The organism is Sphingopyxis sp. OPL5 (assembly GCF_003797775.2).
Taxonomy (GTDB): domain Bacteria; phylum Pseudomonadota; class Alphaproteobacteria; order Sphingomonadales; family Sphingomonadaceae; genus Sphingopyxis.
In genome coordinates, this window is the sequence record NZ_CP060725.1 from 1438979 (window position 1) to 1460285 (window position 21307).

Annotated in this window: 25 protein-coding genes and 2 pseudogenes; 11 read left to right on the forward strand and 16 right to left on the reverse strand. The window is 68.3% G+C overall.

All coding sequences use genetic code 11. From position 1 onward, the window contains the following. Positions 1-65 precede the first annotated feature (65 nt). The 4 genes from EEB18_RS06940 to EEB18_RS06955 are packed head-to-tail and all read left to right on the forward strand — an operon-like array spanning position 66 to position 2600. Entirely contained in the window at positions 66-1247 is a 1182-nt protein-coding gene (locus tag EEB18_RS06940; protein WP_056343742.1) for an acetyl-CoA C-acyltransferase, read from the forward strand. 1 nt (position 1248) lies between these two features. After that, positions 1249-1833: a carboxymuconolactone decarboxylase family protein gene (locus EEB18_RS06945; RefSeq protein WP_187141119.1), complete on the forward strand. Its 585-nt coding sequence runs from the start codon at positions 1249-1251 to the stop codon at positions 1831-1833. 16 nt (positions 1834-1849) lie between these two features. After that, positions 1850-2140 carry a putative quinol monooxygenase gene (locus EEB18_RS06950; protein WP_056343749.1) on the forward strand — a complete coding sequence of 97 codons (291 nt, stop codon included), beginning with the start codon at positions 1850-1852 and terminating at the stop codon, positions 2138-2140. A gap of 4 nt (positions 2141-2144) precedes the next feature. Next, on the forward strand, positions 2145-2600 hold the full coding sequence (locus tag EEB18_RS06955) for a DUF3617 domain-containing protein (protein WP_187141120.1): 456 nt from the start codon (positions 2145-2147) through the stop codon (positions 2598-2600). Between the two features lie 193 nt (positions 2601-2793). On the opposite strand, the gene soxR is transcribed toward EEB18_RS06955, so the two are convergent. Beyond that, entirely contained in the window at positions 2794-3261 is a 468-nt protein-coding gene (soxR, locus tag EEB18_RS06960) for a redox-sensitive transcriptional activator SoxR (RefSeq protein WP_187141121.1), read from the reverse strand. A gap of 196 nt (positions 3262-3457) precedes the next feature. On the opposite strand from soxR, the gene EEB18_RS06965 reads away from it, so the two are divergent. The 3 genes from EEB18_RS06965 to EEB18_RS06975 all read left to right on the forward strand — a co-directional run bounded on the left by EEB18_RS06965 (position 3458) and on the right by EEB18_RS06975 (position 5002). Continuing rightward, positions 3458-3853, forward strand: coding sequence for a VOC family protein (locus EEB18_RS06965; RefSeq protein WP_056343756.1), 396 nt, complete (start codon positions 3458-3460; stop codon positions 3851-3853). A gap of 64 nt (positions 3854-3917) precedes the next feature. Then, positions 3918-4382, forward strand: coding sequence for a pyridoxamine 5'-phosphate oxidase family protein (locus EEB18_RS06970; protein ID WP_187141122.1), 465 nt, complete (start codon positions 3918-3920; stop codon positions 4380-4382). 224 nt (positions 4383-4606) lie between these two features. Then, positions 4607-5002 (forward strand): YkvA family protein, encoded by a 396-nt coding sequence (locus EEB18_RS06975; protein WP_187141123.1) that lies wholly within the window; start codon positions 4607-4609, stop codon positions 5000-5002. Between the two features lie 152 nt (positions 5003-5154). Here EEB18_RS06975 and EEB18_RS06980 read toward each other — a convergent pair whose 3' ends face one another. Continuing rightward, positions 5155-6375, reverse strand: coding sequence for a polyhydroxyalkanoate depolymerase (locus EEB18_RS06980; protein WP_187141124.1), 1221 nt, complete (start codon positions 6373-6375; stop codon positions 5155-5157). A 270-nt stretch (positions 6376-6645) separates the two neighbouring features. Between EEB18_RS06980 and EEB18_RS06985 the strand changes: the two genes are divergently transcribed. The 3 genes from EEB18_RS06985 (at position 6646) to EEB18_RS06995 (ending at position 9559) form a co-directional block, all read left to right on the forward strand. Beyond that, complete coding sequence (locus EEB18_RS06985) at positions 6646-6903, forward strand: YjhX family toxin (RefSeq protein ID WP_187141125.1); 258 nt, start codon at positions 6646-6648, stop codon at positions 6901-6903. Between the two features lie 269 nt (positions 6904-7172). Beyond that, on the forward strand, positions 7173-8993 hold the full coding sequence (locus EEB18_RS06990) for an ABC transporter transmembrane domain-containing protein (RefSeq protein ID WP_187141126.1): 1821 nt from the start codon (positions 7173-7175) through the stop codon (positions 8991-8993). Between the two features lie 29 nt (positions 8994-9022). After that, a complete protein-coding gene (locus tag EEB18_RS06995) occupies positions 9023-9559 on the forward strand; it encodes a DUF1993 family protein (RefSeq protein ID WP_187141127.1) in 537 nt (178 codons plus the stop codon). 23 nt (positions 9560-9582) lie between these two features. Here the strand turns inward: EEB18_RS06995 and EEB18_RS07000 are convergent, their stop codons facing one another. From EEB18_RS07000 to EEB18_RS07050, 11 genes and pseudogenes are all read right to left on the reverse strand, one after another. Then, the gene (locus EEB18_RS07000; RefSeq protein WP_187141128.1) at positions 9583-10008 is read right to left on the reverse strand and encodes an ExbD/TolR family protein; all 426 of its coding nucleotides are present in this window, start codon (positions 10006-10008) and stop codon (positions 9583-9585) included. A gap of 254 nt (positions 10009-10262) precedes the next feature. Then, a complete protein-coding gene (locus EEB18_RS07005; protein WP_187669089.1) occupies positions 10263-11384 on the reverse strand; it encodes an OmpA family protein in 1122 nt (373 codons plus the stop codon). 135 nt (positions 11385-11519) lie between these two features. Continuing rightward, positions 11520-11966, reverse strand: a complete 447-nt coding sequence (locus EEB18_RS07010; protein WP_187142468.1) for a DUF2793 domain-containing protein — start codon at positions 11964-11966, stop codon at positions 11520-11522. Positions 11967-11978: 12 nt separating this feature from the next. After that, entirely contained in the window at positions 11979-14249 is a 2271-nt protein-coding gene (locus tag EEB18_RS07015; protein ID WP_262408225.1) for a phage tail protein, read from the reverse strand. 269 nt (positions 14250-14518) lie between these two features. Continuing rightward, positions 14519-14812: a hypothetical protein gene (locus EEB18_RS07020; RefSeq protein WP_316248986.1), complete on the reverse strand. Its 294-nt coding sequence runs from the start codon at positions 14810-14812 to the stop codon at positions 14519-14521. Beyond that, a complete protein-coding gene (locus EEB18_RS07025; RefSeq protein ID WP_187142474.1) occupies positions 14805-15632 on the reverse strand; it encodes a DUF2163 domain-containing protein in 828 nt (275 codons plus the stop codon). The genes EEB18_RS07020 and EEB18_RS07025 overlap by 8 nt, the downstream gene beginning before the upstream one ends. Further along, positions 15629-17962 (reverse strand): annotated as a pseudogene (locus tag EEB18_RS07030) (DUF2460 domain-containing protein). Before EEB18_RS07030 ends, EEB18_RS07025 begins: the two are co-directional and overlap by 4 nt. Continuing rightward, positions 17962-18533: pseudogene (locus tag EEB18_RS07035) on the reverse strand (tail tape measure protein). Before EEB18_RS07035 ends, EEB18_RS07030 begins: the two co-directional pseudogenes overlap by 1 nt. After that, a complete protein-coding gene (locus tag EEB18_RS07040; protein WP_187142481.1) occupies positions 18526-18729 on the reverse strand; it encodes a phage tail assembly chaperone in 204 nt (67 codons plus the stop codon). The pseudogene EEB18_RS07035 and the gene EEB18_RS07040 overlap by 8 nt, the downstream one beginning before the upstream one ends. Further along, complete coding sequence (locus EEB18_RS07045; protein ID WP_187142482.1) at positions 18726-19043, reverse strand: gene transfer agent family protein; 318 nt, start codon at positions 19041-19043, stop codon at positions 18726-18728. Before EEB18_RS07045 ends, EEB18_RS07040 begins: the two co-directional genes overlap by 4 nt. Continuing rightward, positions 19040-19447, reverse strand: coding sequence for a phage tail tube protein (locus EEB18_RS07050; RefSeq protein ID WP_187142483.1), 408 nt, complete (start codon positions 19445-19447; stop codon positions 19040-19042). Before EEB18_RS07050 ends, EEB18_RS07045 begins: the two co-directional genes overlap by 4 nt. 48 nt (positions 19448-19495) lie before the next feature. Between EEB18_RS07050 and EEB18_RS07055 the strand changes: the two genes are divergently transcribed. Then, complete coding sequence (locus tag EEB18_RS07055) at positions 19496-19834, forward strand: hypothetical protein (RefSeq protein WP_187142484.1); 339 nt, start codon at positions 19496-19498, stop codon at positions 19832-19834. An 81-nt stretch (positions 19835-19915) separates the two neighbouring features. Here EEB18_RS07055 and EEB18_RS07060 read toward each other — a convergent pair whose 3' ends face one another. From EEB18_RS07060 to EEB18_RS07070, 3 genes are read right to left on the reverse strand one after another with little or no spacing between them, the layout of a single operon-like run. After that, entirely contained in the window at positions 19916-20350 is a 435-nt protein-coding gene (locus EEB18_RS07060; RefSeq protein WP_262408226.1) for a DUF3168 domain-containing protein, read from the reverse strand. Next, entirely contained in the window at positions 20347-20895 is a 549-nt protein-coding gene (locus EEB18_RS07065) for a hypothetical protein (RefSeq protein WP_187142486.1), read from the reverse strand. The genes EEB18_RS07060 and EEB18_RS07065 overlap by 4 nt, the downstream gene beginning before the upstream one ends. Then, complete coding sequence (locus EEB18_RS07070) at positions 20895-21173, reverse strand: hypothetical protein (protein WP_187142485.1); 279 nt, start codon at positions 21171-21173, stop codon at positions 20895-20897. The genes EEB18_RS07065 and EEB18_RS07070 overlap by 1 nt, the downstream gene beginning before the upstream one ends. Positions 21174-21307: the final 134 nt, after the last annotated feature.

Genomic DNA, 21307 nt, shown 5'->3' on the forward strand with positions numbered 1-21307 from the left:
CCCAGGTTTGACCCGGCCGACCTCCCCCGAAAAGACAACCGGAACCTAGCAGAAGGACCCCTATCATGCGTGACGCCGTCATCGTTTCCACCGCCCGCACCCCGCTGACCAAGGCGGGACGCGGCTCGTTCAACAACACTCTCGCCCCGACGCTGGGCGCTTATTCGGTCAAGGCCGCGATCGAACGCGCCGGACTCGAAGGCGGCGAGATCGACGACGTCGTCTTCGGCGCCGCGATGCAGCAGGGATCGCAGACGATGAACGTCGCGCGCCTGATCGCGCTGCGCTCGGGCCTGCCCGTCACCGTCCCCGGCATGTCGATCGACCGCCAGTGCTCGTCGGGCCTGATGACGATCGCGACCGCCGCCAAACAGATCATCGTCGACCGCCAGGACATCGCGGTCGCCGGCGGCCTCGAGAGCATCTCGAAAGTCAGCGGCAGCGGCAAGGCGTTCATCGAGGTCGATCCCGAACTGATCGCGATGCACAAGGACACCTATATGCCGATGATCGGCACCGCCGAGGTCGTCGCGAAGCGCTACAACATCAGCCGCGAAGTGCAGGACGAATATTCGCTCCAGTCGCAGCAGCGCACCGCAGCCGCGCAGGCCGCGGGCAAATATGACGACGAGATCGTCGCCTGCAACGCGACCATGGCGGTGGTGAACAAGGAAACCAAGGAAGTCACCTTCCAGGACGTCGTCGCCAGCAAGGACGAATGCAACCGCGCCGACACCACGCTCGAAGGGCTCGCCAGCCTCAAGCCGGTGATGGGCGAAGGCCACACGATTACCGCGGGCAACGCCAGCCAGCTCGCCGACGGCTCGTCGGCCTGCGTCGTGATGGAAGCCAAGGTCGCCGAAAAGCGCGGTCTCCAGCCGCTCGGCCGTTATGTCGGCATGGCGGTCGCGGGTACCGAGCCCGACGAAATGGGCATCGGCCCGGTCTTCGCGATCCCCAAGCTGCTCGAACGCTTCGAGCTCAAGATGGACGACATCGGCCTGTGGGAACTCAACGAAGCCTTTGCCGTGCAGGTCCTCTATTGCCGCGACAAGCTCGGCATCCCGAACGAGCTGCTCAACGTCAACGGCGGCTCGATCTCGATCGGCCACCCCTTCGGCATGACCGGCGCGCGCTGCGTCGGCCACGCACTGATCGAAGGCAAGCGCCGCGGCGTGAAATATGCCGTCGTCACCATGTGCATCGGTGGCGGCCAGGGCGCAGCGGGCCTGTTCGAGGTCTTCTGATTTGCGCCTGAATGCTCCGCGCATCGAGCCGGTCGATCTCGACCGGCTCGATGCCGACCAGCGCGCCGCGCTCGAACCCTTTTTCGCCACCGACGGCGGGCGGGTGGGCGGCGGCCGCATCCTCAATATCTTCCGCACCCTCGCGCATGCGCCCAAGGCGATGACCGCCTTCCTCGGCTGGGGCAATTATATCCTGTCGAAGCGCAGCGCGCTCAGCCCGCGGGACCGCGAACTCGTCATCCTGCGCACCGGCTATAATTGCCGATCGGGTTATGAATGGACCCAGCACAAGCGCATCGGGCTCGACTGCGGGCTGACCGAGGCCGAGATCACCCGCATCAAGGCAGGTCCCGACGCCGAAGGCTGGAGCGACCTCGACCGCGCGATGCTCCGCGCCACCGACGAGCTTATCGGCAATCATTTCGTTTCCGACACCAGCTGGGCCGCGCTCGCACCGCTCGGCGACAAGGGCCGTATGGACCTTGTGATGACCGTCGGCCAATATACCCAGGTATCGATGATGCTGAACAGCTTCGGCATCCAGGTCGAAGAAGGCTGGACGGTCGACCCCGACCTCAAGGCCTGAAACAGAGGAGAGAGATATGAGTGAAATCGGCGTCGTCGCGATCCTGCGCGTCCTGCCCGGCAAGGAAGAAGAGTTCGAAGGCGTCTTCGCCGAACTCGCCCCCGCGGTCGCCGCGAACGAGCCCGGCAACAGCTATTACAAGCTGTTCCGCACCGAAGAGGCGGGCGTCTACAAGGTGCTCGAATGTTATGACGACGCCGCGGCGGTCGAAGCGCACCGCGCGTCGGACCATTTCCGCACCCTCGGCGCGAGGCTCGGCCCGTGCCTCGCCGGCGCGCCCGAGATCGAACGGCTCGCGGCGGTCTGACCCGGTGCACGGCGCGGTCCTCCTGATCCCGCTCGCCTTCGCGGGCGCGGCGGCGGTGACCGTGCCGGGGCCGCAGGCGGGAAAATGGACGCATGTGACCCAACTGGTCAGCGCCGACATTCCCGGCGTGCCCGAAACGCTGGTCCGCGCCGCCGACAAGCGCGAGCCGCGCACCACCTGCCTGACCGCGCAGCAGGCCGCCGCCACGCCGCAGGTCCTGCTCCATGCGCCGGGCGCGACCTGTTCGTCGCGCAGCTACACACTGGCCGCGGGCAAAATCCGCGGCCAGTCGGTGTGCCGGGTCAAGGAACTGGACACCCCGGTGCGCACGATCACCACCGGCACGTATAGCGCGAAGGGCTATGTCACGCGCAGCGTGACCACCGGCGCCCGGAACGGCCGCCCGCTGAAGGTCGTCACCGCGACGAGCGGACGATGGCTGGGGGCGGCGTGCCGTTAGGCTAGCCCCCTCTCCCCTTGAGGGAGAGGGTTGCGCAGACTTGCGAACTTGTTCGCTAGTCGAAGCTGGGTGAGGGGTTGCGGTCGCTTGCGACCGCGCGAGCCAAAGGCTCGCAACCCCTCATCCAACTGCGCCTAGCGCCTGTGGCGCAAGGCTTCGTATCCTTCTCCCTCAAGGGGAGAAGGAGTCAGCCTCAAACCTCGGTAATCTCGCCCGACCGGTCCCCGAGCAGGTATCGCGGCCCCGCCCCGCGCTGCGCCGCCTTGTCCTCGCGATTATACAGCCCGCATTTCTTGAGGCTCAGACAGCCGCAACCGATGCACGCGCCGAGCAATTCCTGCGTCCGCTCGAGCGCCGCGATCTGCTCGGCGATCCGCGCCTGAAGACCCCCGCTGATCCGCGCCCAGTCGGCGGCATTCGGCGTGCGCTCGGCGGGCAGCCGCGCCAGCTCGCCGGCAATCTCCTCGAGACTCAGCCCCAGTTGCTGCGCGATCAGGATGAACGACACGCGCCGGATGTCGGCACGCAGGAAGCGCCGCTGCCCGCCGCGCGTGCGCAGCGCGGCAACCAGTCCCTTCGCTTCGTAGAAACGGATCGCCGACACCGCGACCCCGGTACGCGCTGCCAGGTCGCCGATCGCGATCAAGTCTGTCCGGTGCATCCCAACCTCCGTCATTGCGAGGACCCCGGACTTGATCCGGGGGACGCGGCAATCCAGAGTGTGCGGTAACCGCTCCGGATTGCTTCGCTCCGCTCGCAATGACGAGCCATAAGCCGGTACCGCATTTCCTCTTGATCTAAACCTCACTTGAGCTTTCATAACCCGCTGCGTCAACCCGAATCACGAAAGACGAACCATGACGCACCCCTTCATCGAACATGTGAACCTGACCGTCAGCGACCCCGACCGCAGCGCCGGCATTCTCTCGGCGATCTTCGGCTGGCACGAACGCTGGCGCGGCCCCGCACGCGACGGCGGCCGGACGATCCACCTCGGCACCGACAGCGCCTATGTCGCGCTCTACACCGGCCCCGACGGCGAGCATGCCGATGCGCGCTATGCCAAGGGTGAACCGCTCAACCATCTCGGCGTCCAGGTCGACGACCTCGACACCATCGAGATGCGCGTGAAGGCGGTCGGCCTCACCCCCTTCAACCACGGCGATTACGAACCCGGCCGCCGCTTCTATTTCCTCGACCCCGACGGCATCGAATATGAAGTCGTCAGCTACAACGAGCCACGCCCGCGCTGAACCGGGCAACATCCAAGCCCTTGCCGCGTTGTCGCTGTATCGAGGGGGAAAAAGGAGTTTCCCCATGAGCGAGGATATCAAGAAGACCTTCTGGAAGGCGCTCGACGCCAGTCCCTATGTGATGGTCGGGCTGGCCGGCGAGCGCGATCATCATATCCCGATGAACGCGCAGCTCGACAAGGACGCCAGCAGCGCCTTCTGGTTCTTCACCGCGACCGACAACCGCCTGTCGGCTGGCGGCCCGGCGATGGCGCAATTCGCGTCGAAGGGCCACGACCTGTTCGCCTGCATCGCAGGAACGCTGCGCCCCGAAACCGACCGCGCGGTACTCGACAAGCTGTGGAACAACAGCATCGCGGCCTGGTACGAAGGCGGCAAGAGCGACCCCAAGCTCGTCCTCTTGCGCTTCGATCTCGACAATGCCGAAATCTGGACCGCCGACGCGAGCATCAAGGGACTGTTCAAGATGGCCACCGGCATGACGATGAAGGAAGGCGAACTCGGCCAGCACGCCGAAGTCGCGCTGTAACCTTCCCCTCCCCGTTTGTGTCGAGCGAAGTCGAGACACCCGGCAACGTAGCGCGGCCCTTCGGGTGTCTCGACTTCGCTCGACACGAACGGGATTTGGGATTCGGCTTTATAGAAGATTGATTGCGCAGCAGGCCCTCGGTGATCGCACTACCGCACGACTGACCGCGCCCTAGGGATGCTTTTCGCTTGGACGACCAAGCCGACCGGCTAAGGTCGGTCGCAATGACCGGCAAATCCCTTTCCGAACGCATCGGCGACCTCGGCCACCGTCTCGCGGTCGAGGCGCATACCGCTTGGCTCGCCGCGCGCGACAGCCGCGTGCCCTGGCCCGCACGCATCCTCGCGGTCGCGGTCGCCGCCTATGCCCTGTCGCCGATCGACCTGATCCCCGATTTCATACCCGTGCTCGGCTGGCTCGACGACCTGCTCATCGTGCCGCTCGGCTTGTGGCTGGTCCGCCGCCTGATCCCCGATCCGCTATGGGCCGAACTCCACGCCGCCGCCGAAGCCGCCGCCGACCGCCCGTCGAGCCGTGCGGGCATGGCCTTCATCCTGCTACTCTGGGCGGGATTGCTCTATATCGTCTACTGGAGCGTGCGGACCTCGCCCTGGCATTGAAGAATCTGGAAGCGTTCATCCGTCCGGCTTCCTCCTTTCCCGTTCGTGTCGAGCGAAGTCGAGACACCCATCAGAAACGCATGACTTCAGGGTGTCTCGACTTCGCTCGACACAAACGGGGTTGGAGAATGGTCAGCTAAGGGGCGGCGGCATCACCCCCCGTTGCTGCGGATCCACGCCTCGACCACCGGCGCGATATCCTCGCGCCATTTGCGGCCATTGAAAATGCCGTAATGGCCGACGGTCTTGGCCATCAGATATTTCTTCTTCTCCGCGGGCAGCGCCTTGGTCAGCGTCAGCGCCGCCTTGGTCTGGCCGATCCCCGAAATATCGTCGCGCTCGCCCTCGATCGCCAGGATCGCGATATCCTCGATCGCATTCAGGTCGACCACCTGCCCGCGATGCAGCATCTCTCCCTTGGGCAGGGCATGGCGCTGGAACACCAGGTCGACGGTCTGCAGATAGAATTCGGCGGTCATGTCGCACACCGACCGATATTCGTCGTAAAATTCCTTGGTCTTGTCGGCTTCCTCGCCGTCGCCGTCGACCAGATGTTTGAACATCGACCAATGGCTCATCATGTGGTTGCCAAGGTTCATCGACATGAAGCCCGCGAGCTGCAGGAAGCCCGGATAGACGCGGCGCCCGGCGCCCGGATACCAGGCGGGAACGGTGACGATGACATTTTCCTGGAACCAGGCGTGCGGGCGCGTCATCGCATGCTGGTTGACCGCGGTCGGCGCCTTGCGCGTGTCGATCGGCCCGCCCATCATCGTCAGCGTCGCGGGGCGGCACTTGTGCTTGTTCGCCGCCATGATCGCCGCGGCGGCGAGGCTCGGCACCGACGGCTGGCACACCGCCAGCACATGCGCGCCGGGACCGATATGCTCGAGCCACGAAATCAGATAGTCGATATAATCGTCGAGATCGAACTTGCCCGCCGACAGCGGTGCATTGCGCGCGTCACGCCAGTCGGTGATCCACACATCATGGCCGGGCAGCATGCGCTCGACCGTGCCGCGCAACAGCGTCGCATAATGGCCCGACATCGGCGCGACGATCAACAGCTTGGGGGCGTCCTCCGACCCCTTGTGGGTGAAATGCTTGAGCTGGCCGAACGGCTTGCGCGCCTCGACCTTCTCGCTCACCCGCACCGTTTCGCCGTCGACGACCGTCTCATACAGTTCGAACCCCGGCTTGCCGCGCGGTGCCGCGGCGTGCGCGAACACCTCCAGCGCCGATGCGAACTGCGGGCTGCCACCGAAATAGCCGAGCGGGTTCGCCGGGTGCTGCATCACCTGCGCCCCCGCGGTCGCGAGCGCGCTCGCCCCCGCGAGCCAGCTCTTCTGCATGTCAAAGGCGTGATACAGCATATGCGACGTTTCCTTGCGTTGCGCGGCGCTCTGTCGGCGCCTGTGTTGCTTCGCAGTCTAGGCGTTCCGTTCCATTGTGCAATGCATCATAAACATTGCGGCGCAGGATATTTGCCCATATCCTGCGCCGCGACGCCGTCCGGGCGTTGCCGGAGTGATTATGACCGAGATTGCGGGCAACCGCTAACATCCTGGCGAAACAGGATGAATGGCACGTGCCGACCCTGGCGTCGGCGCGCTTTTGTTGTTGCCAATCTCGGACACTATCTCATGAATATCTCGAAATCGGAACAGCGCGTGCTCCACGTGCTGGCGCAGGGCGGCATGATTCGCCATCGGCGCGATGAAAACGGCCGTCTGGTCGAGGCGATCTGCTTCACCCGCGACGGCCATGTGCTGGCCAGCGCGGGTTTGGCGCTGTTCAGGCGGCTGCGCCATCGCGGCTTCATCGGCTCGCTAGGCGGCGCGCCGTACCGCATCACGCCAGCGGGGCTGCGCGCGGTCAGGGCGCAGCTGGATAACCGTTAAAGCAAACAGTAGATTGATAAGCGGCTGTTGACCCTCACCCTTCCGGCGCTTCGCGCCTCCCTCCCTCTCCCGCCGGGAGAGGGAAGGGGCCCGCCGGCAAAGCCGGTGGGAAGGGTGAGGGTTGGCGGACCGATATCCCGGCACCCCGATTCCGCCCCCTCTCCGCGATCGCCGGTAGGAAGCATCCTCCACCCCCACTTCACAACCCATGAAGCCCCGCACCATTCTGCGGCGTTGAGCGGCGGCATCGCCGCTGCTAGGGCCGGGCCATGGCGACAAGATCAGACGAACCGGCCTCTCCCTCCCCCGCTCTCGAATCGTCCGGCGTGCCAGACAAGCGTCCGCGCAAACTCGGCAGCTTGCGGATGATCTGGCAGCACGCCAGCCGCTACCCGCTGCAATTGCTGATCGCTGCGGTCGCGCTCGGCGTCGCGGCGCTCGCGACGCTTGCCATCCCCTGGCAGTTCAAGGAAATGATCGACAGCGGCTTCGTCGCCGGCGGCGGCGACGTTGCGCCGCATTTCCGCCTGTTCTACGTTATCGTGCTGCTGCTCGCGGTCGCGACCGCGCTGCGCTTCTATTTCGTCAGCTGGCTCGGCGAGCGCACCGTCGCCGACATCCGCCAGGCGGTGCAGAAGAATCTGCTCCGCCTAGCCCCCGGCTTTTTCGAAGAAAACCGCCCGTCGGAAATCGCCTCGCGGATGACGTCGGACACCACCGTCATCGAACAGGTTGTCGGCACCACCGTCTCGGTCGCGCTGCGCAACACCGTGATGGGCATCGGCGGCATCATCTATCTCTTCTCGCTCTCGCCGAAACTCACCGGCGGCATCCTGCTCGGCATCCCGGTGATCATCATGCCGATCGTGCTGCTCGGCCGCCGCCTGCAGAATGTTTCGCGTTCGAGCCAGGACCGCGTCGCTGACATCGGCGCAACCACCGCCGAACAATTGGGTGCGATGAAGATCGTCCAGGCGTTCGGACAGGAAAGCCGCGAGGCCGACCGCTTCACCCTGGCGGTCGAGAATAATTTCGCCACCGCGAAGCGCCGCATTCGCCTGCGCGCGATCATGACCGCGATCGTCATCGGTCTGCTCTTCGGCGCGATCACCACCCTGCTCTGGTACGGCGCCGCGGGTGTCGCCGCGGGGACGATCACCGGCGGCACGATCGCCGCCTTCGTGCTCACCGGCGGCCTCGTCGCGGGCGCCTTCGGCGCCCTCACCGAAGTCTATGGCGACCTGCTGCGCGCCGCCGGCGCTGCCGAACGCCTGTCCGAGCTGCTCAACGCCGAACCCAGCATCGCGCCGCCCGCCAACGCGCGCCGCTTCCCCGACCCGCCGCTCGGCACGCTAGAGTTCCGCCATGTCGAGTTCCGCTACCCGACCCGCCCCGACGCGCCCGCTCTCCACGACTTCAGCCTCGCGATCGCCCCGCGCGAGACCGTCGCGATCGTCGGCCCTTCGGGCGCCGGCAAGTCGACCCTCTTCCAGCTCGCCGAGCGTTTCTACGATCCGCAGGGCGGCAGCATCCTGCTCGACGGCATTCCGCTCACCGACGCCGACCCCGCCGACATCCGCGCGCGCATCGCGATGGTGCCGCAGGAAACGGTGATATTCGCCGCCTCGGCGCGCGATAACCTGCGCTACGGCAACTGGGACGCCACCGACGAGCAATTGTGGGATGCGGCGCGCGCCGCCAATGCCGAGGAGTTCCTCGCCAAACTGCCGCAGGGGCTCGACACCTTCATGGGTGAGGGCGGCGCCCGTCTCTCGGGCGGCCAGCGCCAGCGCGTCGCCATCGCCCGCGCGCTGCTCCGCCGCGCCCCTTTGCTGCTGCTCGACGAAGCAACCTCGGCGCTCGACGCCGAATCCGAAAAGCTGGTGCAGGACGCGCTCGAGGCGCTGATGCACGACCGCACGACGATCGTCATCGCGCACCGCCTCGCCACCGTGCGCGCCGCCGACCGCATCATCGTGATGGACGACGGCCGCATCGTCGAGGAGGGCAAGCATGACGCGCTCGTCGCCGCCGACGGCCTCTACGCCCGCCTCGCGCGGCTCCAGTTCCAGGACAAACACGCCGCCTGACGCCTGTCACCCCTTCGAAGGACAAGACGATGCTCTACGACTTCACGGTACCCGCCTATCGCAACGGCCTCCGCGCGCTGTCGGCGCAGCTCGACAAGGCGCTCGGCTGGGGTGCCGAAAACGGCGTCGGCGAGCTGCAGTTCATCGCCGCGCGGCTCGCCCCCGACATGTTCCCGCTCGCGTCGCAGGTGCGCTTCTCGTGCCAGCAGGCGATCCAGGCGCTCACCCGCCTCGGCGCCGCCGGTGCCCCGCAATTCGCCGAGGACGCCGCCGACTTCGCCGGCCTCCAGGCGCAGCTCGGCGCGACGCTGGCCTGGCTCGACAGCGTCGACTCCGCGACCATCGACAGCGATCCCGGCCGCCCCGTGGGCTTCGACCTGCCCAACGGCATGGCGTTCGACATGACCGCGTCGACTTACGTCCGCGACTGGGCGCAGCCGCAATATTATTTCCACCTCGTCGCCGCCTACGCCGTGCTCCGCCACATGGGCGTGCCGCTCGGCAAGGTCGATTATGTGAATTATATGCTGGCCTATCTGCGGCCCGGGACGGCGCCCGCCGCCTGACCGGCAGCAGGCGCCGCGGCGCGTCAGATCAACCCGCCATATTGGTGGATCCCCGGAAAGGCGAGCTTGCTGCCGCCGTTGCGGCGGATCGCGCCGATCGCCTGGTCGACCCGCAAATAGCGCGCCCGCGCCTCGGGTTCAAACATCAGCGTCGCGGGCTCGGTACGATCTGACGCGAGCTTCACCAGCTTGCCCAGTTGCGCGAGGTCGACCGCCTCGCCGTTCCAGCGGATCGTGTCCGCCGTATCGACGGTAATGCGGTTCTCGTCCCGCACGTCGGTCGGCCCGTCGATTTCGCCCGGCAACGTGATGTCGACCATGTGCGTCGGCGACGGGATGGTGATGATGAACATCACCAGCATCACCAGCATCACGTCGATCAGCGGGGTGGTGTTGATCACCGGACTGGCGTTGGGATCGCTCCGGAAAATGCTGCGACGTCGGCGCATCGTCTCTCTCCCTGTCGAAGCGCGACATCGGCGCGACATTGTCGGCCGTCGCAGCCGGGTCCCGCTATCGATCGGCCCCCTTGCGCCGCTCGCAAGCGGTCACCGATCTTTTGTTATGGTATAACATTATAGGGACGGCGCAAACAAAAAGCGCGCCGGACCGGACAACGCCCGACCCGCCGCGCGCATAAAGAAAGGGCGGCACCTTTCGGTACCGCCCCTCTTTTGGTTCCAACCCAACCGGGCGGGAAATCTTAGTTGCCCGAACCCGGGCCGTACTTGATTTCCACGCGGCGGTTCTGGTCGTTGCGGACGCCGTCGGCGGTCGCAACGGCCGGGCGGCTTTCGCCGAACGCTTCTGCGCTGATCGAGCCATCCGAGATACCGCGAGCGGTGAGATAGCTGCGAACCGCGGTGTTGCGGCGTTCCGACAGACCGACGTTGTACTTGGCCGAACCCGAACGGTCAGCGTGACCGGCGAGCCAAACCTGCGTACCCGAGCAGCCACGGTTGTAAGCGCTGATGGCGTTGTCCAGCGTCGACGCCGCTTCGGGCGTGATGTTCGACTGATCCCAGTCGAAGTAGACGATGTACGGGCCAGGCTCGCAAACCGGCGGCGGCGGCGGGGGCGGCGGAGGCGGAGGCGGGGGCGGCGGAGGCGGCGGGGGCGGCGGAGGTGCCGTCGGTGCCACCGGTTCCGCACCACCGAAGTTGAACGTCAGCGTGCCGAGGATCGAGTGCGAACGGAAGCGCGTCGAAACGTCGCGGCCACGCTGATCGACCAGGTCGAGGTTGCTGGCGTTGAAGAAGCGATACTTCAGGCCGACATCGATGTTGCGGGTCAGCGGAGCGCGAACGCCCGCGATGGCCTGCCATGCGAAGCCGGTGTCCGAATCGTCGAGGAACGGACCGGCGAAGACCGGAGCGACATCGACGCGAGCCACACCGGCGCCGCCGCCGACGAAGCCCTGAAGGCCGTCATCGTCGCCGAAGTCGAGCATGCCGTTGACCATGAAGCTCAGCGCGTTCGAATCGCCGTTCATGGCATAGCTGCCGGTAACCAGGTTACCCGTGCCATTGGCCGAACCCGGGATGCCCGGAGTGTTGAAACGGCCGGCCTTGATGTCGGCTTCGCGGTAGCCGACTTCGACTTCAGCGCGGAAACCGCCGAAATCATAGCCGACGACGCCTTCGAAGTCGTAACCCTTCTTGTGGTCGAGCGTACCTGCATTGTTGAAGGTGCCGATGTCGAGATCGAGATCTTCGACGATCATGACACCACCCCCAACTCCCACGTACCAGGAGTCGTCGCGCGCCAGAGCAGGCGTCGCAAGGGCGGTGGAGGCCAACGCCACGGCGGCGGCAAGCTTCCTCATAGTAGATTCCCCTTTCAATTGAGATTTACGTCTCGCAGACGTCCTACCCCCGCCTTTGGTTCCACGCAAGCGAACAAATTGCCAATCTGTTGCCAAAAAGCCGCACTTGCCGGGCGATAATAGGTAAATTCAGCCTTAAATCAGAAGACCATGGCCGACAAGCACTAGAATCAACGCGGCGATCGCCGCACGCGCTTCGGAGTCGACCGTCGCGCCCCCCGCCGGACTCGCGATCGGGCCGGGCTCGACCCATGCCACGCCATCGAATCGCAGCCAGCCTCCGTCGCTTAGCCGGTGTGTCCGCATGCCCGGCCGCGGTGCGACGAAGCGCCATCCACCGCTGGTCCACAAGGCCAGCCCGCCATCCCTGCCGGCCCACGCGCCGCTGGCCCCCGCACCGACGATCCAGCCCTGCCCGGCGACCGGTGCGGAGGGCGGGACGGTCTGCGGCCCGTCCTCGACCACCGGCTGCACCAGCGCATCGAGCAGGGTCAGCGCCTCATTGTGCGTAACCTCCTTCTGCGCCTGCGCCATCGCCAACAGGGGCAGCGCGAAACGCGCCGTGCTCGGCAGGTCGGTCATCACCTAATCCTTTCAATCGAGGGGAAGAATGAGCGGCGGCGACAGCGCGAAATCGCCGACCTGGCGGACCGCGAGGCTCGTGCCCGGCGGCAGCGCCGCGATCTCCGCCGCGCCGAGGTGCAGCGATGCGGCGGGGCATTCCCACGGACCGCTGCCCGCCACCGGAGGCTCTGCCATCACCCGCCAGACCTCGCGTCCTTCGCCGAGCGGCAGGTCGATCCCGTCGCGCCAGCCGGTATCGGTCCGGCTCCGCCGCACCCATGCGACCAGCATCCCGCCCGCGCCATCGCCGGCGACGGCGCCATGCACCGGCGCCAGCGGGCGCAACGCCGCCGCGGTATCGGGCACCGCCACCTCGGTCAGTTCGGCGCCGCCGCGCACCGTCCATTGCAGTGACGCCATGCCGCCGTCTGCCCAACGCGCCAGCGTATCGGGAAGCACGACCGGCGCCGCATCGTCGAGCAGGACAAAGGGCGTATCGGCGGCATGCACCACAGCCCTCTCCGTCCCGGAGCGCCCGCGGAGCAGGCGCGACAGCCGCCAGCTCGTTTCGCCCAGCGCTTCGGCGACGCCGAACTGGATCAACTCGTCGCCGATCATGGCGCGATTGGCGCCGCCCAGCAGCGCCGCATCGTCGACCGACATCAGAACCATCGACGGATTCGTCAGCGAAACCAATATTTTGTGTTCCATGTCGAACAGCGTCGCGTCGCCGGGGTCCAGCGCCGCCGCCAGCGCTCCCAGCGCTGCGGCGGGGCGGATCGTCCCGACCGGGATCGGCTCGGCGCCCGGCGCCGGAACCAGCCAGGTCTCGGCCCCGCGCCACCCGTCATTGCCTCCTGCCGCCGCGACCAGGATCCGCGGCGCGGTCGCGCTGCCGCCGCCGAGGTTGGGCAGGTCGAACAGCCGCACCACGCCTTCGCTGTCGGGCCAGTCGGGCGCGGGCACCGACACCCCCGGATCGGCCTCCCCGGCCGCGATCGTCACCGGCTGGTGACGCAGCAGCTCGATCCTGACCTCGTCATCCTTCACCGTCCGCGACGCCACGCGCCACGCGCTCGCATCGCCCCCGGAATCGCCCCCCAAATCGTTCAACGTTACCACTCCGCCGACCGGCAACGCCAGCGCCGCCAGGTCGCCGCGCCACACCCGTGTCTCGCGGCCATCGGTTGCCGCCGCGGCGATTTGCCGCGCCAGGGCCCGGGCACCGCCCGCCGGCAGCACCGCCGGCAGGTCGATCCGGTCCTCGCGCCGCCCGCCGCCGGCGACCAGCGCGCTCTGCTGGCCGAGTTGATAGTCGCGCTCGGGTTCGTAATGCCGCAACCGGATCGCCCCGGGCAGCGCCGACAGCGGCGCCCGGCGCACTTCTGCCCCGTCGCGCGCCGATGATATCCGCCGCGCCTCGCTGAAATCGCCCAGCGCCACCGGATCGCCGGCCAGTCCCGTCGGCGCCAGCGTCCAACCGTCCGTCGCCCCGACCAGCCGCACTCCGTCGGCCTCGAACAGCGGCGCCAGCGCCTCGCGCACCCGGTCGCCCGACGCCGCATAGCCCGAAAAAGCGGTGCGTCCGGCGCAGCGCCCCGCCTCGCCGAGCAGCGCATCGCCGACCAGCCCCGCATCGATCGGCCCCGCATCGGCCTCGACCTCGAAATTCAGCGCCGGAATGCGGTTGCCGAAACTCGCCAGCTCCAGTTCCTCGAACACCGCATAGCTCAGCCCGCGAAACGCGCTCGCCGACCCGATGCCGACCGCCGAGGCGATCAGCGGATCGACCGGCTGGTCCTCGCTCCCGTCGTACCAGCGAAAGGCGCAGCGCTCGCGGAACGTCCCGCTCGTCCCGCGCAGCAGGTCGCCGTCGGCCCAGATGCGCCGGATCGCACGCACCGGCCGCGACGACAGCGCCACCGCCAGCGACACCGCATAGCTATACTCGGTCGTCGACGGCCGCCCCTTGCCCCCGCCATGCTTCTCACGCCGCTCGATCAGGTCGGTCGCCCAGATCACGCTGCCGGCGACGCGCATCGTCCCGAACAATTGCGGGATGGGCTGGCCATAGGTCGACGCCTGCACCTTCAGATCGGCCAGCCGCGGCCCTTCGCGCCCCTTGGGCTTGAAGATTTCGGCGTCGATCTGCTGCCCGATAAAGGCGCCGATCGCCGACCCGATCGCCCGCCGATCACCTGACCGACGACCGACAGCACCAAGGTTGCCATGACTATGCTCCTCGAAAAATGAGGGGTGCGGGCCGCCGCGCGATGACCGATTTCGCGCGGTAGCGGGCATATGATTCCTCCCTGTGGCGAAGCCATGGGGGGTGGCAGCGCGAAGCGCTGACGGAGGGGCCGACGCCGTCAGGCGGCGGTGCAAGCTTTCGGCCCCTCCACCACGCCCTACGGGCGCGGTCCCCTCCCCATGGCTTCGCCACAGGGAGGATCTTATGTCCGCCCTACTCCGAAACCGCCACCGCTCCGCCTCCCAAAGCTCATCACCCAAAGGCGTCTCGACCACCCGCCGCAGCCCGGCATGCCCATGCACCAGGCTCGCGGGTCCGATCAGCCCCAGATGAAACTGCCCGCCGCCAACGCGAACAACGCGACATCGCCGACGCGCCTATCCGCCACCGGCCCGAACCCGGCATCAGCGAGCCCCGCCTCGACCCGCCCCTGCGCCCACCCGCGCAGCGGATAATCGCCCGGCCGCACCAGCCGTTTCCCCGCCACGGCATAGGCCGCCCACACCAGCCCCACGCAGTCTAGCCCCGTCGCCGGATCGCTTCCCTGCAACCGGAACCGCACCCCGACCATCGCCCGCGCCGCCGCAAAGGCACGGCAACCAAGCTCATCCACCCGGATAGCGCGTCAGCAGGTCATTGCCCGGCAGATGCGCCTCGCCACGAAAATTCACCGCATTGGCAAAGCGTGCGCCGCACGTCGCCAATTGCCGGTCGCACCCCTCGGTCAGCCGCACCCGCGCCGGCAATGCGGGCAGAACCCCCGGAACCTCGGCCAGCACCAGCACCGCCCCGTCGTCGGCGATCACCGGAGATGCCAGCCCGCACGCCGCGCCCTCGATCCACAGCAATTCGCCGAACGCCATCGTCCCCGCCGCGACCGGCGCGTCGAGCGTCACCGCGCGCCCGTCGACCGCGACCACCCGTCGCATATGCGTCAGGGGCGCCAGGTCGACCCGGCACGCCCGGTCGCCCAACGCCGCGCGGCACGACGGCGACGTCGCCGGGCAGGCCGGCCCGTCGAGCGACCGCATCACGCCCTGCAATTCCACGGCGAAGGCCGATCCCCGTCGCTCGACCGCGCCCAGTTCGCCGCGCGCCACGACCACCGGCGCCGCGTCGGGCGTGCTCCAGTCGGCCACCATCAGCGCCAGCTGCGCGCCGTCCCAGCGCCCCGCGTCGAGGTCGGCGGCGGCGATCGCCGCGCTCGACACCGCGCCCTCCAGGTCCATCGTCTCGACATCGAGGTTGTCGCTCGTCTCGAGCGCCGACGGCTTCATCCCCGGCGCCGCGCGATACAATGTGCCGCCCAGCATCAGGTCGCGGTCGTGCGAGGTCAGCCCAACGACCACCCCGTCGCGCCGCGCCAGCCGCCAGCACCAGGCGAGCGTCACCAGCTCCTCGCGCAGCCAGTCGGGCGCGGCGGTCAGCGTCACGCCGAAATCCCTTGCGGCGCCCGCACCTCGACCAGCGGCACATTCGCCATCTCGCCCGCCAGAAAGGTCGCGCGGCTCACCTCCAGCCGATCCTCGGCGAAACGCACCGGCACATCGAAGCGAAACCCCGCGCGCACCGCGATCCCGACGGCAGGCGCGACATCGAGCAGCACCTCGCCATCGCCGGTGATGACAAACGCCGCCGTCTCGACCCCGTCGACCGACACCCTGACGCTGCCCGCGACCGGCAGGCGGATCGCCCGCTCCTGCACCGCCTCGCCCGCGCCATAACGCTTCACCAACGCAAACTGCCGTCGGCTCCCATCACCGATCCCCAGCCACTGGTCGGACGCCGTCGGCAACCCGCCATCCGCCGCCGACCCATGGTCGAACGGATCGCGAAACCGGAACGCCCGCGCCGTACCGCGCCGCGCGCGGAAGAAGGCGGCCAGCGCCCGCACGTCACCCTCCGACCGCACCCCCGGCCCCGCATCGTAGCGCATCCGCGCCTCGGCCCATTCGCTCGCGCGCTGCTCGTGCCCCGACGGCGAACTCACGATCTGGGTCGAAAATTCGGTCACGCTGAGCGCCTCGCGCCCGATCGCCAGCGGGAAATCCACCGCATCAAATGCCTGCACGTCATCCTCCCCGTCGAACCAGACGAACCCGTCGCGCGCGACCTGCGGCAGCGCCCAGACGAACGTGCGGGCCACCCCCGCGCGCACGCTCGCCCCGGCCGCCTCGGCGATCGCCGCCCATTGGTCGCGATCCTCCGCCCGCAGCACGAACCCCGAAAAATAATGCTGTTCGTCAATCGGATAGCCCAGTCGATCGACCATCGCCGCGCGTGCCGGTCCGGTCTCGGCCCCACGCCCGCCGGTCACCCAGTCATAGTCCTCCAACTGGAGCACATCGAACGCCGGCGCCGCCCATCCGACCGGCACATTCGCCCGCCGCACCTCGGGCGCCGCGGGATCAAGCACCGTCGGCAGGAACACCAGCAAATGGCTCGCCAGCCCAGCGCCCCCCGCCTCGTCACGCGCCGCCGCGACCAGCGCCGCAGTCGATGCCGCGAGCAACGCCCCCAATGCATCGAGCATCGCTCGCTGTCCGCCGTCGAGCGCCGCGCGCAGGTCGGGGATTGCGACACTCGTCCCGCCGAGCGCCGCCGTCGTCGCGGCATCGTAACCGCAAATCTTGCCGGCCGGATTGACCCACCACCAGGGCTCGCCGACCTGGAACTTCACCGGCAGCTCCGCCGCCACCGCGATCGCCACGAAAGCCCGCGCGACCAGCTGCAGATAGCCCATCGCCACCGCATTGGCGGGCGACAGCAAAGTCGACGGCGGCACCCATCCGGTCAGCGCCGGCGCGCCCTCGGCGTCACGCTGCTTCCAGTCGTTCCAGCAATATTCGTCGAAATATTCATAGGACAGCGACCAGATCACCCCCAGCCCCGCCTCTGCGCATACGCCGGCAAAGCCCGCATGCTACAGCGCGCACGGCGCGTTGATCGTCCCGCCGGCCAGGCTCGCGTAAAAGCCCCCGCCCGACGCCTCGAGCCGCATATAATGGCTCATCCCGACATAATGGACGACATCGCCGCGATAACCGAGCGCGACAATCTGCCGCACCACCCGCGCCGGGGTCAGGTGATAGATATCGTCATAGCCGTTCGTCATCCCCAGCCCATGTTCGGGCAGCATCGCATCGCCGATCGCCAGCACCGATCCCGACCCCGAACAGGCGATGTCGCTCATCTCGGCCCAGCCCGCGACCGGCGCCATCAGCACGCCCTCGCTTCCGTCATAGCCGGGCGGCACCAGCGACACGAACATCCGGTCGATGTCGCCCGCCCACACCCGATCGGCCTCGCCGGGCAACAGATAGCCGCCGTCGAGCGCATCGAAATCGAGGGTGACGAGCGCATTCTCGCCCGTCCCCACGGCATAGTTCCACAGCCTTACATACCAGGCCCGCGCCTCCCCGTCCGCATCGCGCCCCTCGATCGTCAGCGTCGGGCCGTGCAGCGCGTCGAGCGGCTTGACCCCACCCGACCGCCAGCGAAAGCTCAGCTGGCAATGCCGAAAATCGCGGCTGGTCGCATAGGCGAGCAACGGATGATCCCAGCGATCCTCCGCCGCCCAGATCAGCCCCGCCAGGTCCTGCTTTTGATAAAAGACCGTCTCAGCCCGCAGCGACCGCGCCCCGATCGTCGTGACGCTCGCCATCATCGGCCGCGCAAAATCGACCGTCCAGAACCGCGGATCGAAGCGCTTGATCCACCCCTTCCTGTGATGCGGCTCGGCCGCGACCAGCGCCCAGCCCATCAGTCCTGCTCCATCGCGCGCCGCACCGCGCGCGCCAGTTGCCGTCCGGTCTGCGCCAGCCGCGCCGGCTCGCTGCCGCCCTCGCCGCGCACATTCACCGTGATCGCGATGTTGCGCACCGCCCCGCCCGTCGCCGGCTCGATCCGCCCGCTCGCGGTCGGCACGAACAGCTCGGGCCCGCGCTCGCCGACGCGGTAGGCGCGTCCGGCGCTCACCGGCCCGCCCGTCGCGCGCCCCGGCGCCCCGAACAGCGCCTGCACGATCGACGTCGCCAGCGCCAGCAATCCGCTGCCGCCCCCGCCGCCGCCCGGCTGCCCGCCCCCAGCGCGTTCGAAATCGACGCGCGCGCGATGTCGGCCATCACCGACAGCGCCACCCGCTTCAGATCCTCGAACCCCAGCTTGCCGGTCAGGATCGCGCGGCTCAGCGCGCGTTCGATCCCGCGCCCCGCCGCATCGGCGCCCGCGATCAGCGGCCCCTCCAGCGTCGCGCGCATCGCCGCGACGTCGCGCTGGAAGACGCTCGTGTCGGCACGCACCGTCACCAGCATCTCGTCGATCTCGTCACCCATCGGGAAAAGCCTCCATCATCGCGCCCAGCACATCGCGCCCCACCGGTGTCGCCGCGCCATCCTCGTCGGCCCACGCCGCTAGCACCGCCGCCGCATCGGCGGGGGTCGCCGCCCAGAACTGTCCGGGCAGCCACCCCGCGACGCGCGCCATCACCCCGGCCAGCCGCACCGCGCCCGGCCCGAACGCGTCGCTCATCGTCCCTGCAATATCTGGCCGAGCAGCACGCGCAGCGCCGGCGTCACCGCGACCAGCCCCTGCGCCACCACCGCCTCACCCACCGCCGCGCGAGTCAGCGCTTCGGGCCGCCCCTCGACGCAATGCCAGAACAGCGCCGCCAGTTCGCCCAGCCCCAGCCGGCCGTCGGCCGCGCGCTCGACCAGGGCGAACAGCGGCCCCAGCTCGTCCTCCGCCGCGACCAATGCTGCAAAGCTCGGCCGCAGCACGAACGCCGCCTCGCCGACCCGCAGCTCGGCCTCGCCGCGCAGCCTGTTCGCCGCCACCCCGGTCACAGGCTCACCACCGGACCGCTGCTCTCGAGGTTCAGCGTATATTGCCGCTCACCGTTATAATCGCCGGCATAGTCGAGCCGCGTCACCAGGAACCGCGCCTGCATTCGCTCGCCGCTTTCGAACGCCAGTTCATAGGCGTCGATCGCCCCCGACAAGGCATGGCCGCGCAGCCGCACCTCGGCATCCGAGCCGGTAAAAATCCCCGCCGCGCTCACCGAAACCGAGCGCACCCCGGCGCCCGACAACAGCTCGCGCCAGCCACCGCTGTCCTTGGTCGTGACGTTGACCGCCTCGCCGTTCACCGACATTTGCGTCGTCCGCAAACCCGCGACCGTCTGGTACGCGGGCGGCACGCCGCCGTCGCCGATCTTGAGCAAAAAGGCGCTCCCATTTTCGATTGCCATCGTCTAATCTCCTCAACATAAAATCATGCGTAAACGGGGAGTCGCAGGATGCTGATTGCAACGATACTTCTGGCCACCATGGCGCCGGCGTCGACCGCCAGCGTCGACACGACGCGCGCCGCCTTCACCAAATGCCTGCGCGACGACATGAAGAAGTCGCTCGAGGCCAAGATGGGCGACGCCGAATATGAAATGGCGCTGAAATCGACCTGCTCGTCCGAGCGCGACGCCTTCCGCGCCGCGGTGATCGCCTTCGGCCGCGCCGCCGGCGACAGCGAAAAGAACGCCACCGACGACGCCGACATGCAGATCGAGGATTATCACGCGAACTTCACCGACAAGTTCAAGGATTACAGCTCGACCAACACCCTGCCCGGCGGCGAATAAGCGCCGCGGCAAGGCCGCAGCAAAAAGTGCAGCAAAAACTACCGTCGCCCTCGCGAAGGCGGGGGCCGCAATCGGCCTTGCCTAACATCTCCAGCGGCCCCCGCCGTCGCGGGGGCGACGTATCACCTCACCCCACCAAACACCGGCACCGCACGACGATCTCGTGCCGCCACCCCCATCCTTCGCAAAGCCGAACCGCGTCCGCACCACCCGCGCGCCGACAATATTCCAGCCATCGCCCGTCCCCCGCAGCCCCGGCACCAGCGCCTCGATCCGCCCCGCCGCGTCATCGCCCGATGCCGCGCCAACCCCGACCAGCGCCAGCGTCAGCCGCACCTCGCGTCCCGCGACATCCTTGGTCCCCCAATCGCTCCCCTCGGCCGCGCCGACGCTGACATAGGGCGCGCTCGCCCGCGCCGGCACCCCGTCGAACACCCCGTGCACCAGCCCCGCCAGCGCCGCGTCGTCCGCCAGCAGCGCCAGCGCCCGCGCGCGCACCGCCTGTTCGGCGTTCATCGCCACGCGCCTGCTCCCAGACCCATCGGGCGCCAGGGCTGCCACAGCGCCGCGATGATCGCCGGCACCTCGCGCGCGCCATCGTCGCGCGCCTCGTGCAGATGCTGGATCATCCGGATCAGCCCCTGGCGGATCGCCTCGGGCACCCCGTTCGCGTCGGCCGCCAGCCCGGCGCGATAGGTCACGCGCACCCGCGTCGCCTCGCCCGGCGCATCGATCGCCAGCCGCGCGCCGCCATCGCGGTCGATTTCGGCGCGCCAGGCTTCGTCCGCCAGCACGATCTCCTCCTCGCCGACCAGCCCGGTCACCGCGTCGACTGCGACAACCGGCCGCTTGCACAGCCGCGTCCAGCCACGCTTCACCACCATCTCCTCGCGCACCGTCCGCACGATCAGCATCTGGCCGGTGAACGCCTCGCAAAGGTCGGCGGCGCTGCGGATCAGACCCGCGACCACCGCGTCGTCCTGTCCGGCGCCCAGCCGCAGCCACGCCTTCGCCTCGGCGACGCCGACCGGCGCCGCGCCTTTCTCGATCTGCGATATCATCAGCGTTCCTCCACCCGCAGCGTCAGCGACCGCTGGTCGATCTGCCCGTCGCTCAGCGTCACCCGGTTGGTCACCCGATAGACGCCGCCCGCCTCGCCGCCGTCCAACGTCGCCGCGCAGCGCAGCAAATCATGGCTCGCCCCCGACACCGCGACGCCGCCGGCAAGCGCGGGTTCGACCGCCCAGCTCGCCGCGACGATCACCTGCCCGTCGACATAGGCATCGCCCCAATCGAACGCATAATCGACCCGCGCCCCCGGGTCCTTGATCATCAGCATCTGTTTTCTCCCGTCCCGAAAAGCGGCGCGCCAGGCCGACCAATGATCCTCCCTGTCGCGAAGCGATGGGGAGGGGGACCGCCGCGAAGCGGTGGTGGAGGGGCCGCGGCCTTGCACCGCCGCCTGCCGGCGTC

Coding starts and splice junctions, on each gene's coding strand:
- EEB18_RS06965 (WP_056343756.1), top strand. CDS start 3,458: ATGACGCACCCCTTCATCGAACATGTGAACCTGACCGTCAGCGACCCC.
- EEB18_RS07070 (WP_187142485.1), bottom strand. CDS start 21,173: ATGCTGATGATCAAGGACCCGGGGGCGCGGGTCGATTATGCGTTCGAT.
- EEB18_RS06980 (WP_187141124.1), bottom strand. CDS start 6,375: ATGCTGTATCACGCCTTTGACATGCAGAAGAGCTGGCTCGCGGGGGCG.
- EEB18_RS07010 (WP_187142468.1), bottom strand. CDS start 11,966: ATGACCGACCTGCCGAGCACGGCGCGTTTCGCGCTGCCCCTGTTGGCG.
- EEB18_RS07065 (WP_187142486.1), bottom strand. CDS start 20,895: ATGATATCGCAGATCGAGAAAGGCGCGGCGCCGGTCGGCGTCGCCGAG.
- EEB18_RS06970 (WP_187141122.1), top strand. CDS start 3,918: ATGAGCGAGGATATCAAGAAGACCTTCTGGAAGGCGCTCGACGCCAGT.
- EEB18_RS07005 (WP_187669089.1), bottom strand. CDS start 11,384: ATGAGGAAGCTTGCCGCCGCCGTGGCGTTGGCCTCCACCGCCCTTGCG.
- EEB18_RS07015 (WP_262408225.1), bottom strand. CDS start 14,249: ATGCCCGCTACCGCGCGAAATCGGTCATCGCGCGGCGGCCCGCACCCC.
- EEB18_RS06990 (WP_187141126.1), top strand. CDS start 7,173: ATGGCGACAAGATCAGACGAACCGGCCTCTCCCTCCCCCGCTCTCGAA.
- EEB18_RS07060 (WP_262408226.1), bottom strand. CDS start 20,350: ATGAACGCCGAACAGGCGGTGCGCGCGCGGGCGCTGGCGCTGCTGGCG.
- EEB18_RS07000 (WP_187141128.1), bottom strand. CDS start 10,008: ATGCGCCGACGTCGCAGCATTTTCCGGAGCGATCCCAACGCCAGTCCG.
- EEB18_RS07050 (WP_187142483.1), bottom strand. CDS start 19,447: ATGGCAATCGAAAATGGGAGCGCCTTTTTGCTCAAGATCGGCGACGGC.
- soxR (WP_187141121.1), bottom strand. CDS start 3,261: ATGCACCGGACAGACTTGATCGCGATCGGCGACCTGGCAGCGCGTACC.
- EEB18_RS06995 (WP_187141127.1), top strand. CDS start 9,023: ATGCTCTACGACTTCACGGTACCCGCCTATCGCAACGGCCTCCGCGCG.
- EEB18_RS06975 (WP_187141123.1), top strand. CDS start 4,607: ATGACCGGCAAATCCCTTTCCGAACGCATCGGCGACCTCGGCCACCGT.
- EEB18_RS07055 (WP_187142484.1), top strand. CDS start 19,496: ATGCTGATTGCAACGATACTTCTGGCCACCATGGCGCCGGCGTCGACC.
- EEB18_RS06985 (WP_187141125.1), top strand. CDS start 6,646: ATGAATATCTCGAAATCGGAACAGCGCGTGCTCCACGTGCTGGCGCAG.
- EEB18_RS07040 (WP_187142481.1), bottom strand. CDS start 18,729: ATGAGCGACGCGTTCGGGCCGGGCGCGGTGCGGCTGGCCGGGGTGATG.
- EEB18_RS06950 (WP_056343749.1), top strand. CDS start 1,850: ATGAGTGAAATCGGCGTCGTCGCGATCCTGCGCGTCCTGCCCGGCAAG.
- EEB18_RS06940 (WP_056343742.1), top strand. CDS start 66: ATGCGTGACGCCGTCATCGTTTCCACCGCCCGCACCCCGCTGACCAAG.